A 12,442-nucleotide genomic window follows, 5' to 3' on the forward strand; every position below is an offset into this window, starting at 1 on the left:
CCACCGGCTCCGGGAGGGGTTGATCCTGATCAATGCGGCCCGCCCGACCGGGCCGGAGAATCCACCGTACCAGAATAGGAGAGGCCGCATGCAAGGCGTCCAGGGGACTTACAACGACAAGGTGGTGCGCCAGTTCACGGTGATGACCGTGGTCTGGGGCATCGTGGGGATGCTGGTGGGGGTGCTGATCGCCGCCCAGCTGTACTGGCCGGCCCTGAATTTCGACCTGCCGTGGTTGAGCTACGGTCGGCTGCGGCCGCTGCACACCAATGCGGTGATCTTCGCGTTCGGCGGCTGCGCGCTGTTCGCCACCAGCCTGCACGTGGTGCAGCGGACCAGCCACGTGCGGCTGATCTCGGACAAGCTGGCGGCCTTCGTGTTCTGGGGCTGGCAGCTGGTCATCGTGGCCGCCGCAGTGTCCCTGCCGCTGGGCCTGACCCAGGGCAAGGAGTACGCCGAACTGATCTGGCCGATCGACGTGCTGATCGCGGTGGTCTGGGTCTCCTACGCCGTGCTGTTCTTCGGCACCATCGCCAAGCGCGCGGTGAAGCACATCTACGTGGCGAACTGGTTCTTCGGCGCCTACATCATCGCCGTGGCCCTGCTGCACATCGTCAACAGCCTCGCCCTGCCCAGCGGCCTGCTGCATTCCTACCCGGTCTACAGCGGCGCGGTCGATGCGATGGTGCAGTGGTGGTACGGCCACAACGCGGTGGGCTTCTTCCTGACCGCCGGCTTCCTCGGGATGATGTACTACTTCGTGCCGAAGCAGGCCGGCCGCCCGGTTTACTCCTACCGGCTGTCGATCGTCCACTTCTGGGCGCTGATCGCCATCTACATGTGGGCCGGCCCGCACCACCTGCACTACACCGCGCTGCCGGACTGGGCGCAGAGCCTGGGCATGGTGTTCTCGCTCATCCTGCTGGCCCCCAGCTGGGGCGGCGCCATCAACGGCGTACTGACGCTATCCGGCGTGTGGCACAAGCTGCGCACCGATCCGATCCTGAAGTTCCTGATCGTCTCGCTGTCGTTCTACATGATGTCGACCTTCGAAGGTCCGATGATGTCGATCAAGACGGTCAACTCGCTGAGCCATTACACCGACTGGACCATCGGCCACGTGCACGCCGGCGCCCTGGGCTGGGTGGCGATGATCACCATCGGCTCGGTCTACGCGATGCTGCCCAAGCTGCTGGGCCGCGAGCAGATGCATTCGGTCAAGGCCATCGACACGCACTTCTGGCTGCACACGCTGGGCGTGGTGTTCTACATCGCCTCGATGTGGATCGCCGGCGTCATGCAGGGCCTGATGTGGCGCGCCACCAACGCCGACGGCACGCTGACCTACAGCTTCGTCGAGGCGTTGAACGCCACCTACCCCTACTACCTGGTCCGCCTGGGCGGCGGCCTGCTGGTCTTCTGCGGCATGTTGCTGATGGCCTGGAACACCTGGAAGACCTTCCAGGCAGCCAAGTCCGTCGCGCCGCAGCCGATCCTGCAGCCCGATGCCAGCCAAGCGCGCGCCTGAGGAGCCGACGACATGAGTAACGGAAATTCGCACGAGAAAGTCGAGAAGAACGTCGGCCTGATGGCGGTGCTGATCGCGGTGGCGGTGTCATTTGGCGGCCTGGCCGAGATCGTCCCCCTGATGTTCCAAGCCGAGGCGATCAAACCGCTGGAAGGCGTGAAGCCCTACCCGGCGCTGCAACTGGCCGGCCGCGACATCTACATCCGCGAGGGCTGCTACAACTGCCACTCGCAGATGGTCCGCACGCTGCGTTTCGAATCCGAGCGCTACGGCCACTACTCGCTGGCCGGCGAATCGGTCTACGACCGCCCGTTCCAGTGGGGCAGCAAGCGCACCGGACCGGACCTTGCCCGCGTCGGCGGTCGCTACTCCGACGACTGGCACCGCGTGCACCTGTTGAACCCGCGCGACGTGGTGCCGGAATCGAACATGCCGTCCTTCCCCTGGCTGGAAAACGCCAGCGTCGACGGCGCCGAAGTGGCCCAGCGCATGAAGACGCTGCAGCGCATCGGCGACCCGTACACGGACGAAGAGATCAACAACGCCGCCTCCGATGTCGAAGGCCGCACAGAACTGGACGCCGTGGTCGCCTACCTGCAAGGGCTGGGCAAGGCCGCGCCGAGGGGAGGCTGAGCCATGGTATCGGGGATCGTGACCGGAGCACTGATCGTGCTCTTCATCGCCGGCTGGGCGTGGGCGTGGAGCCCGCGCCGCAAGGCTGATTTCGAGGACGCGGCTCGCATGCCGCTGGGTGAGGACGGGGAGAACAACCCATGAGCGCAGGCTGGATCGGGTTCATCGTCGCGCTGGTCGTACTGAACATCCTGGGCTGCGTGTGGCTGCTGTGGTGGACCGGCCGCCGCCGTCCCGGCGACCCCGCGCCGGAGGACACCTCCCACGTGTGGGATGGCGACCTCACCGAGTACAACAAGCCGCTGCCGAAGTGGTGGATCAACCTCTTCTACATCACCATCGTCTTCAGCATCGGCTACATCGCCTGGTACGGCGGCCTGGGCGTGATTCCCGGCTACGCCAAGTGGTCGTCCAACGGCGAGCACGACCAGCAGAAGGCCGTGGAAGACAAGAAGCTGGAAGCGACCTTCGCGCCCTTCGCCGGGCAGTCGATCGACGCACTGGCCAAGGATCCGAAGGCGCTGGCGCTGGGCCGCTCGATCTTCAACAACACCTGCGCCACCTGCCATGGCTCGTCGGGCCAGGGCGCCATCGGCTATCCCAACCTGACCGACAACATCTGGCATTGGGGCGGCACGCCGGACCTCGTGCTGCAGACGGTGCTGGATGGCCGCGACGGCGTGATGCCGGAATGGGGCACCGCGCTCACCAACATGGGCGGCGAGAACGCGGTCGACTACGTGGTCGCGTACGTCAACGTGCTCGGCAATCCCGAGGAAGGCATGAAGAACAACTTCATGGCCGCCCAGGGCAAGCCGCTGTACGATGGCCTTTGCGTGGCCTGCCACGGCGTGAACGGCAAGGGCAATCCGGAACTGGGCGCGCCCGACCTGACCGACGACTACTGGCTGTACGGCAACAGCAAGGAGAGCATGCGCACCACGATCACGAAGGGTCGTCATGGCGTGATGCCCGCCCACCGCGAGCTGCTGGGCGAGACCCGCGCGCGCCTCGTGGCCTCGTACGTCTGGTCGCTCTCGCACAAGGAGGGTCAGGCGGCAGCCGGCGCGCAATGACCGATTTCACCGAGCCCCGCCTCGACCACCCGCCCCGGCCGCTCGCGCAGCGCGTCGGGGCGGTGCTCTGGCCCAGTTTCTTCGCCGCCGGCGTGGCGACGATGGTGTTCTTCGCCTTCGTCGATCCGCTGACGCTGCGCGACATGACCTTCCCCGACCTGGCGATCAGCCGCGAACTCGGCTACACGCTGGGTTTCTTCATGTTCTGGCTGGCCACCGCCGCCAGCAGTCTCTTCACCTGGATCCTGCTGCGTCCCGCGAGCCGCTTCAACCGCGCGCTGCCGCCCGACTGAGCGCGCCTGCGACAAACCGTCGCTCCCTCGCGCACGCGCGCAGCGCGAGCATGACGCCAGCCAAGACAGACACTGCCATGTCCACGCCAGCCTCGTCCCCTTCCCCCGCTCCCGACAGCAAGCGCCGCATCCCGCTGGATGTGGTCGACGCGCAGGGCAACTCGTTCTACGTCAGCGAGCGCAAGGTCTACCCGCGCGATGTGGCGGGCACGCTCAACCGGCTGCGCGTGGCAGCGGTCTGGTGGCTGCTGGGCATGTACTACGTGTTCCCGTGGCTGAAGTGGGACGACCGCCAGGCGGTGCTGTTCGATCTTCCGGCCCGCAAGTTCTACGTGTTCGGGCTGGTTTTCTGGCCGCAGGATTTCCTGCTGCTGGCCGTGCTGCTGATCATCGCGGCGATGGCGCTGTTCTTCTTCACCGCGCTGGCGGGACGCCTGTGGTGCGGCTATGCCTGCCCCCAGACGGTGTGGACGGAAGTGTTCCTGTGGATGGAGCGCTGGACCGAGGGCGATCGCAGCGCGCGCATCAAGCTGGACGCGGCGCCGTGGAGCGCGAACAAGCTGCTGCGCAAGGGCAGCAAGCACGTGCTGTGGGCCGTGTTCGCCCTGTGGACGGGCTTCACCTTCGTCGGCTTCTTCACCCCCATCCTCGATCTCGGCGCACGCCTGTGGCCGTTCGCCTGGGGCGGCTGGGAAACCTTCTGGGTGTTCTTCTACGCCCTGGCCACGTGGGGCTTCGCCGGCGTCCTGCGCGAGCAGGTCTGCAAGTACATGTGTCCGTACGCGCGCTTCCAGGCGGCGATGTTCGACCGCAACACGCTGATCATCGCGTACGACCCGATGCGCGGCGAGCCGCGCGGCCCGCGCAAGCGCGGCCTCGGCAGCGTGCTGGAACGCGCGCGCGGCCTGCTGGAGAACACCACCGCGTACGACTACGTGATGCGCGCCGCCGCGCATCCGAGCCTCGCCGACCAGCGGCTCGGCGCGCACGGCACCATCACCTTCGCCGGTGCCGGCGCGGTGATCGAGCCGCTGCCGAAGTTCGTCCCCGAGCAGCTGGGCGACTGCATCGACTGCACGATCTGCGTGCAGGTCTGTCCCACCGGCATCGACATCCGCAACGGCCTGCAGTACGAATGCATCGCCTGTGGCGCGTGCATCGACGCCTGCGACGACGTGATGGACAAGATGGGCTACCCGAAAGGCCTGATCCGCTACACCACCCAGAACGCCATCGACGGCAAGCCGTCGAAGGTGCTGCGCCCCCGCATCTTCGTGTACGGCGCGATCCTGCTGGCACTGGTGACGGCATGGGGCTGGGGCGTGTTCAACCGCGACGTGCTGATCGCCGAGGTGCTGCGCGACCGCAATGCGCTGTACCGCGAGGTCGCGGGTGCGCAGGTCGAGAACAGCTACACGCTCAAGCTGGTGAACAAGGATCAACAGGCGCACCGCTACCGGGTGACGCTGGCCTCGGGCTCACCCGGCATCCGCCTGCGTGATGGCGACCTGTCGGTGCGCGCCGAGCCCGAGGAAGTGCTCTCGCTGGCGGTCACCGCCGCCGCTCCCGCCACCCTGCGCGGCCGCCATGCCGTGACGTTCACCGTCCGCGACGTCGACACCGGCACCGAGAAGACCGTGGACAGCAGTTACTTCGGACCGATCCAATGACCATGAAATCCGCTGCTCCCGCCAGCGATGCCCCTGCCGGCACCGCCCGCCCGTTCTGGAAGGAACCGATGGTGTGGCTGGTGTGGGGCCTGCCACTGGCCTCGGTCGTCGCCGGCATCTGGCTGGTGGTGACTGCCGTGCGCGCGGGTGGCGCCGACCCCGTCATCGACGACGTGCAGCGCGTGTCGCAGATCCAGACCACCGATCTGGGACCCGACGAACGCGCCGCGCAGCGCCAACTCAGCGCGATCCTGCAGGTACGCCCCGATCACGTGGAGCTGACCGCGGTGACCGGTGAGTTCGGTCGCGAGACCGGGCTCGTCCTCGTGATGACGCACCCCACCGAGGCCGCGCAGGACGTGCGCCTGCCGCTAGCGCGCACCACCACCGGCTGGACCGCGCCCGCCGAGATCGACACGCGCCACGACTGGAACCTGCAGTTGACGCCCGACAACGACCAGTGGCGCATCCGCGGCCGCCTGCAGAAAGACACGCAGGCCTCGCGCCTGGCGCCGTCGCTCGGGGGCGGCTGAGTCCTGCCATGGACGCGCCCGTGGTGCCCTGCCATCACTGCGGCGAACCGGTCGCCAGCGGGCACCCGGTCACGGCGGGCAGCCATGTCTTCTGCTGCGAAGGCTGCGCCGCCGCCGCCGCGTGGATCGAGGATGCCGACCTCGGCAGCTACTACCGCCTGCGCAGTGCCAGCGCCAACCGCGTGCAGGCCGACCGGTTGGATCTCGCAAGCTGGGACCGCACTGAACTGCTGGACGAACACAGCCGCGACGTCGACGGCGGCCGCGAGATCGTGCTACTCACCGACGGCATGCGCTGCGCGGCCTGCGCCTGGCTGATCGATCGCGCATTGGCGCGCGAAGCCGGCGTGCTCGACACCACCGCGAACGCGGTCACCGGCCGCATCCGCATCGCCTGGGATCCCGCCCGCACGACACTCTCCACACTGCTGCATCGCCTGGCGATGCTCGGCTACCGGCCCTATCTGGCGACCGGCGATGCGCGCGAACAGGCACGCCTGTCCGAACGCCGCCGCTGGCTGCTGCGGCTGGGCGTGGCCGGCCTGGGATCGCTGCAGGCGATGATGCTGGCCGAGGCGCTGTACCTCGACGTCAACGCGACGATGCCGCTACCGACGCGCGACCTGTTCCGCTGGCTGACCTTCCTGGTCAGCACGCCGGTGGTGTTCTACAGCGGCTGGCCGTTCCTCGCCGGCATGGCGCGCGAGCTGCGCGCCCGCCACCTCGGCATGGACACGTTGATCGCGGGCTCCACGCTGCTGGCTTACTTCGCCAGCCTGGTGGAGACGATCCGCGGCGGCACCCACGTCTGGTACGACGCCGCGGTGATGTTCGTGTTCCTGCTGCTGGCCGCACGCATGCTGGAACAGCGCGCGCGCAACGTCGCGACCGCGCAGGTCGATGCGCTGGCGCGGGCGCAGCCGGTGTTCGCCACCCGCGAGCGCGAAGACGGCACCCGCGAATCCGTGCCGCCGTCGGCGCTGCGCATCGGGGACACCGTCTGCGTGGCCGCCGGCGATGGCGTGCCCGCCGATGGCGTACTGCTCGACCAGGACGCGGATTTCGAGGAGGCGTTGCTGACCGGCGAATCGCGCCCCGTGCGGCGGCGCGCGGGCGAGACGGTGTATGCGGGTACGACCTGCCGCGAGCGTCCGGCGCGGTTGCGCGCCACCGCCACCGGCACGGCCACGCGCCTGTCGCAGCTGGCCGAGTTGGTCGACCGTGCGCAAGGCCATCGGCCACCGCTGGCGCGCATGGCCGACCGGGTCGGCCGCCATTTCGTGGTCAGCCTGCTGGTGCTCGCGGTCGCCGTCTACATCGGCTGGCGCGTCTACCAGCCGGAGCGCGCGTTCGAAGTGACCCTCGCCCTGCTGGTGATCAGCTGCCCCTGCGCGCTGTCGCTGTCGGTGCCGGCGGTGCTCGCTGCGGCGCACGGTGCGCTGGCGCGCTGCGGCGTGCTCGCGACGCGACCGGAAGCGCTGGACACGCTGGCGCGGGCCACCGACATGGTGTTCGACAAGACCGGCACGCTCAGCGACGGCCGTCCGGCGCGGGTGGCGGTCGATGTGTTCAACGGTGTGGACGCGGAGGCCGCCACGCGCATCGCAGCCGCGCTGGAGAAGGACAGCGGCCACCCCATCGCCGCCGCCTTTTCCGACGTCGACGTCCGCGCGACCGCGCTGGCGGTGGTGGCGCATCCTGGCCACGGCGTGGAAGGCGAGATCGATGGCCGGCGCTGGCGCCTCGGCCGCGCGGACTGGGCGGCGGGACGCGTGGACGACGGAGGCCTGTGGCTCGGCGACGGCACGCACGGCGTGGCGCGCTTCACGCTGAGCGAGCGCCCGCGCGAGGATGCGGCCGCCGCGCTCGATGCGCTGCGCACGCAGGGGCTGCAGCTGCACCTGGCCAGCGGCGACAGCGAAGGCGCCGTGCAGCGGCTCGCGCATGCGCTCGGCATCGACGCGCCGCGCGCGCGCCAGTCGCCCGAGGACAAGCTGGCGTGGGTGCGCCAGTTGCAACAGGAAGGGCGCATCGTGGCGATGGTCGGCGACGGCCTCAACGACGCGCCGGTGCTCGCCGGTGCCGACGTCTCCATCGCGATGGGCGAAGGCGCGCCGCTCGCGCAGCAGGCCGCGGACCTGGTCGCTACAGGCCCCTCGCTGCTGCGCATCGCCGACGCCATGCGCGTGGCCCGGCTCGCGCGTCGCCTGGTGAAGCAGAACCTCGCCTGGTCCGCGGGCTACAACCTCCTCGCCGTGCCGCTCGCCGCCGCCGGCCTGGTCACGCCGTGGATCGCCGCGCTGGGCATGGCGGTATCCTCGCTGGCCGTGACGGTCAACGCGCTGCGACTGGCGCGCGACGACAGGAGACTCGCCGCATGAACATCCTGCTGATGCTGCTGCCGATCAGCCTGCTCCTGCTGGGACTGGCGATCGCCGCGTTCGCCTGGGCAGTGCGCAAGGGCCAGTTCGACGACCTCGACACGCCGGCGTTGGACATCCTCGACGATGCGCCGCCGCGCCCCTCGGCACCGCCGGCCTCCGCCCCGCGCGAAGGCGACGATGGGGCCTGATGTTCCCGTCCTGCTCGCCGCGCTGCTCGCGGGGCTCGTGGGCAGCACGCACTGCGCCGTGATGTGCGGCGGCATCGCCACCGGGTTTTCGGCCATGTCGACCCGGCAGGGCTGGCGCGAAGCGCTGCAGCTGAACCTGGGTCGCGTCGGTGGCTACGCGCTCGCCGGCGCGCTGGTGGGCGCGTTCGGCGGGGGCCTGCTGGCGCTGGCGCGCCAAGAAACGGCCGTGCTGGCGATGCGTGTCGGCGTGGGGCTCGCCCTGGTGGTGCTCGCGCTGCGCCTGCTCGACCAGCGCGGGCGGCTGGATTTCCTCGCCCGTCCCGGCGCGAAGGTCTGGCAGGCGCTGCGCCCGCTGCATGCGCGCGTGCTGCCCGCGGACACGCTGCCGCGCCGCCTGGCAGCGGGCGCGCTGTGGGGCTGGTTGCCGTGCGGCCTCAGCCTCAGCCTGCTGACCGTCGCGTGGCTGCAGGCCAACGCACGCGACGCCGCGCTGACGATGGCCGCGTTCGGCCTGGGCACGCTGCCGATGATGGTCGCTCTGACCTGGTCGGGCGCACGCCTGGGGCGACGCTGGCAACAGCCGGCGTTCCGACGCATCGCCGCGGGCTTCGTGCTGGCGGCCGGCCTGCTGACGATCGCGTCGCCCTGGTTGATGCAGCATCCCGCGCTGCACGGCATCCTGGCGGCGCTCGGCTGTCGTCCGCTGCCCGCATGAGCGACGCGCCTGCCGCCGGCGCGCGCCCGGCATCGCCAACGCTGACGCCCCAGGCGCGGCTCGCGGGCCTGGGGCGCGAAGCCGCCTTGCCATTGCGTGGCGCGAGCGGCTGCGCCGTGCTCGCCGGTGTGTTGGTGGTGCCGCAGGCGGCGTTGATCGCGCTGTGCATCCAGCGCGTGTTCGTCGCCGGCGAATCCGCCGCGGCGCAGGCCCCGCTGCTGGCCGCATTGCTCGGCACGCTGCTGCTGCGCGCGTTGCTCGGCTGGGCCGGCCGGCGCTGGGCGGACCAGGCCGTGGAGCGGATCCGGGTGGCGTTGCGCGCGCGCGTCGCGCATGCGGTGGTCGCACGCGGGCCGGCCTGGGTACGCACGCAGCAAAGCGGCGCACTGGCCGAGCACCTGGGCGCACACGTCGATGCGGTCGAGGGCTACTACGGTGGTTTCGTGCCGTTGCGGGCGGAAGTCGTCGGCGTGCCGCTGGCGATCCTGCTGGCGGTGTTCGCCGTGGATCGCGCGGTCGGGCTGGTGCTGCTGCTGACGATGCCGCTGGTACCGGTGTTCATGATGCTGGTCGGCTGGGGCGCCGAAGCGGCGAGCCGCCAGCAGTTGCAGGCGCTGGCGCGCATGGGCGGCCATTTCGCGGATCGGTTGCGCGGCCTGGGTCTGATCCGCCTGTACGGACGTGGCGAGGCCGAACTGCGCGGCATCCGCGCCGCCGCCGAGGCGCTGCGCGTGCGTAGCTTGCGCGTGCTGCGCATCGCTTTCCTCTCGTCGGCGGTACTGGAGTTCTTCGCGTCGCTGAGCGTGGCAATGGTCGCGCTGTACCTGGGCCTGAGCTACCTGGGCATGATCGACCTGCGCACGCAGCCGCTCACCCTGGGCATGGGCGTGTTCTGCCTGCTGCTCGCACCGGAGTTCTACGCGCCGCTGCGCCGGCTGGCGACGCACTACCACGACCGCGCCGCGGCGCGTGCGGCGATGGACGAACTCGCGCCCCTGCTCGATACGCCTGAAGATACGCGTACCGCGCGCGCGCAGCACGATCCCGATCCGGCCTCCCTGGTCGTGGCACGCGGACTGACGGTACGGCACGCCGGCGCAGCGCGGGATGCCCTGCACGACGCGGACATCGAGCTGCGCCGCGGTCAGTGCGTGGCGCTGGTCGGCCCCAGCGGCGGCGGGAAGAGCACGCTGCTCGATGCCCTGGCCGGCCTCGTGCCTCCGACCGGGGCCGAGCTGACCCGCGCGCCCGGCCTGCGCATCGGCTACGCACCGCAGCGGCCGTTCCTGTTCGCCGGCAGCCTCCGCGAGAACCTGCGGATGGCCAGGCCCGACGCCAGCGACGAGGACCTGCGGGCCGCCGCCGACGCCGCGCAGGTGTTGCGCTTCGCCGACCGGCTGCCGGACGGGCTGGACACCGTGATCGGCGAGCGCGGGTTCGGGCTCTCGGGAGGCGAAGCGAGGCGCGTGGCGCTGGCGCGCGTGTTCCTGCGCGCACCGGATCTGCTGCTGCTCGACGAACCCACCGCCTTCCTCGACCCCGATACCGAAGCCGCGGTGCTGCAGGCGATCGTCCGCTTCGCCGAAGGGCGCTGCGTGGTGATGGCGACGCACAGCGCGGCCGCGATGGCGGCGATGGACGCGATCCGGCGCATCGACGAGGGTCGCATGCGCGCGCTGGAGGCACCCGCATGAGCACGCATGACGCCCGCCTGCGCGACGCGCTGGGCGCGCATCGGCGCCGCACGGTCCTGGCCGTGGCCTTGTTGCTGCTCACGCTGCTGGCGGGCACGGCGCTGCTGGCGGTGTCGGGGCACTTCCTGACCGCGGCCGCGCTCGCAGGCACCGGCGCGCTCGGCTTCAACTTCTTCGGCCCGTCCGCTGGCATCCGCGCGCTGACCTTCGTGCGCATCCTGTCGCGGTATGCGGAAAAGCTGGTGGGCCACGATGCCACGCTGCGCATCGCCCGCGATCTGCGGGTGTGGTTCTTCCGCCGCGCCCTGCCGCTCGCTCCGCTGGGACTGGGCCGTTACCGCGTCGGCGAACTGGTCACGCGACTGTTGGCCGACATCGATGCCGTGGATGGTCGGCTGGTGCGCGCGATCGGTCCCCTGCTCGCGGTGCTGGCACTGGGCGTACTCGCGGTCGGCATCGCGGTCTGCGTGCTGCCCGTTGCCGGCGCGCTGCTGCTGGCGGCGCTGCTGCTGCTCGGCGTCGTGGTCCCCGGGTGGTCGGTCCGTCGCGCGTCGGCGCTCGAAGACGCGCGTGCGCAGGCCCGCACCCAGCTGCGCGCGAGCGTACAGGAAGGCATCGAGGGCCAGGCGGATCTCGCGGCGATGGATGCCACCACGGCTTGGCTGAGGGCGCTGGACGCGCGCAGCCATGACGTCGCGCGCTGGGACGGCGCGCGCAGGCGGCGGATTGCCGATGCCACCGGGCTGCAGGCGCTGGTCGCTGCGTTCGCGCTGCCTGCGATGTTGTGGGTGTTGCTGTCCGCGGTGGATGCGGGCCGGCTCGACGCGGCCCTGGCCGGTGCGTTGTTCTTCATGACAATCGCGGTGCTGGACGCATGCACCGCCGTCGTGCCCGCGTGGCAGGCGTGGCACGCTTCCTCCGTTGCCGCGCGCCGCTTGGAAGGCGTCGCCGATGCACCTGCGCGCACCTCGCCTGCGGGCACGCGCGTGCCGGATGCGCAGGGCGCGCTGGTGCTGCAGGCGATGACGTTCGCATGGCCGGGAGCATCGCGCCCGGTGCTCGACGGAGCAGAGTTGAGCATCGCGCCGGGCGAGCACGTGGTCATCGCGGGCGACAGCGGCGCGGGCAAGTCGTCGCTGGTGGCGTTGGTGCTGGGCCTGTGCGAACCCCAGGCGGGCGCGGTGTCGTTCGCGGGCGCCGACCTGCGCACGCTCTCGCCCGCGGACTGGCATGCACGCATCGCGTGGCTGCCGCAGGATGCGCCGGTTTTCTCCGGCAGCGTGCGCGGGAACCTTCAGCTCGGCGATCCGACCGCTGATGACGCGCGACTGTGGTCCGTGCTCGCCCAGGTGCGGCTGGAAGCGCACGTGCGCAGCCTCCCCGACGGCCTGGACGCGTGGGTCGGCGAGAATGGCGCCACGCTCTCGGCCGGCCAGGCGCGCCGACTCGCGCTGGCGCGCGCCCTGCTGCGCGATGCCCCGCTGCTGCTGCTCGACGAACCTACCGAGGGCCTGGACCAGGACACCGCCGATGCACTGATGCGCGACTTCGCCGACGCCGCGCGCGGACGCAGCGCGCTGATCATCAGCCATGCGGTGTTGCCGGACGGTGTGGCGGATGCGCGCTACCGGTTGCAGGGTGGGACGCTGGTGCGCGAGTAAGGCGAACGCTGCAGTGGGAGCGACGTAAGTCGCGATGAGGCATTCCAGGTGGGTCATCGCGACTTAC

Annotated in this window: 12 protein-coding genes; all 12 read left to right on the forward strand. The window is 70.5% G+C overall.

The features are described from left to right. The first annotated feature begins 88 nt into the window (after positions 1–88). The 12 genes from ccoN to cydC all read left to right on the forward strand — a co-directional run bounded on the left by ccoN (position 89) and on the right by cydC (position 12,375). Positions 89–1,528, forward strand: a complete 1,440-nt coding sequence (gene ccoN / locus BLT45_RS16985; protein ID WP_093303606.1) for a cytochrome-c oxidase, cbb3-type subunit I — start codon at positions 89–91, stop codon at positions 1,526–1,528. A 12-nt stretch (positions 1,529–1,540) separates the two neighbouring features. Beyond that, the gene (gene ccoO, locus BLT45_RS16990; RefSeq protein WP_093303609.1) at positions 1,541–2,161 is read left to right on the forward strand and encodes a cytochrome-c oxidase, cbb3-type subunit II; all 621 of its coding nucleotides are present in this window, start codon (positions 1,541–1,543) and stop codon (positions 2,159–2,161) included. Between the two features lie 18 nt (positions 2,162–2,179). After that, positions 2,180–2,305, forward strand: a complete 126-nt coding sequence (locus tag BLT45_RS16995) for a cbb3-type cytochrome oxidase subunit 3 (RefSeq protein WP_254771941.1) — start codon at positions 2,180–2,182, stop codon at positions 2,303–2,305. Then, entirely contained in the window at positions 2,302–3,237 is a 936-nt protein-coding gene (gene ccoP / locus BLT45_RS17000) for a cytochrome-c oxidase, cbb3-type subunit III (RefSeq protein ID WP_093303621.1), read from the forward strand. The genes BLT45_RS16995 and ccoP overlap by 4 nt, the downstream gene beginning before the upstream one ends. Further along, positions 3,234–3,530, forward strand: a complete 297-nt coding sequence (locus BLT45_RS17005) for a hypothetical protein (RefSeq protein ID WP_056880835.1) — start codon at positions 3,234–3,236, stop codon at positions 3,528–3,530. Before ccoP ends, BLT45_RS17005 begins: the two co-directional genes overlap by 4 nt. Before the next feature lie 77 nt (positions 3,531–3,607). Then, complete coding sequence (locus tag BLT45_RS17010; protein WP_093303624.1) at positions 3,608–5,200, forward strand: 4Fe-4S dicluster domain-containing protein; 1,593 nt, start codon at positions 3,608–3,610, stop codon at positions 5,198–5,200. 2 nt (positions 5,201–5,202) lie between these two features. Beyond that, positions 5,203–5,733: a FixH family protein gene (locus tag BLT45_RS17015; RefSeq protein ID WP_093303628.1), complete on the forward strand. Its 531-nt coding sequence runs from the start codon at positions 5,203–5,205 to the stop codon at positions 5,731–5,733. 8 nt (positions 5,734–5,741) lie between these two features. Then, the gene (locus BLT45_RS17020) at positions 5,742–8,114 is read left to right on the forward strand and encodes a heavy metal translocating P-type ATPase (protein ID WP_093303634.1); all 2,373 of its coding nucleotides are present in this window, start codon (positions 5,742–5,744) and stop codon (positions 8,112–8,114) included. Then, positions 8,111–8,305 carry a cbb3-type cytochrome oxidase assembly protein CcoS gene (gene ccoS / locus BLT45_RS17025; RefSeq protein ID WP_093303639.1) on the forward strand — a complete coding sequence of 65 codons (195 nt, stop codon included), beginning with the start codon at positions 8,111–8,113 and terminating at the stop codon, positions 8,303–8,305. Before BLT45_RS17020 ends, ccoS begins: the two co-directional genes overlap by 4 nt. Then, on the forward strand, positions 8,295–9,020 hold the full coding sequence (locus tag BLT45_RS17030) for a sulfite exporter TauE/SafE family protein (protein ID WP_093303643.1): 726 nt from the start codon (positions 8,295–8,297) through the stop codon (positions 9,018–9,020). The genes ccoS and BLT45_RS17030 overlap by 11 nt, the downstream gene beginning before the upstream one ends. Continuing rightward, complete coding sequence (gene cydD / locus BLT45_RS17035) at positions 9,017–10,714, forward strand: thiol reductant ABC exporter subunit CydD (RefSeq protein WP_093303648.1); 1,698 nt, start codon at positions 9,017–9,019, stop codon at positions 10,712–10,714. The genes BLT45_RS17030 and cydD overlap by 4 nt, the downstream gene beginning before the upstream one ends. Then, a complete protein-coding gene (gene cydC / locus BLT45_RS17040) occupies positions 10,711–12,375 on the forward strand; it encodes a thiol reductant ABC exporter subunit CydC (protein WP_093303653.1) in 1,665 nt (554 codons plus the stop codon). The genes cydD and cydC overlap by 4 nt, the downstream gene beginning before the upstream one ends. Positions 12,376–12,442 lie beyond the last annotated feature (67 nt).

The organism is Pseudoxanthomonas sp. CF385 (genome assembly GCF_900104255.1).
GTDB lineage: Bacteria > Pseudomonadota > Gammaproteobacteria > Xanthomonadales > Xanthomonadaceae > Pseudoxanthomonas_A.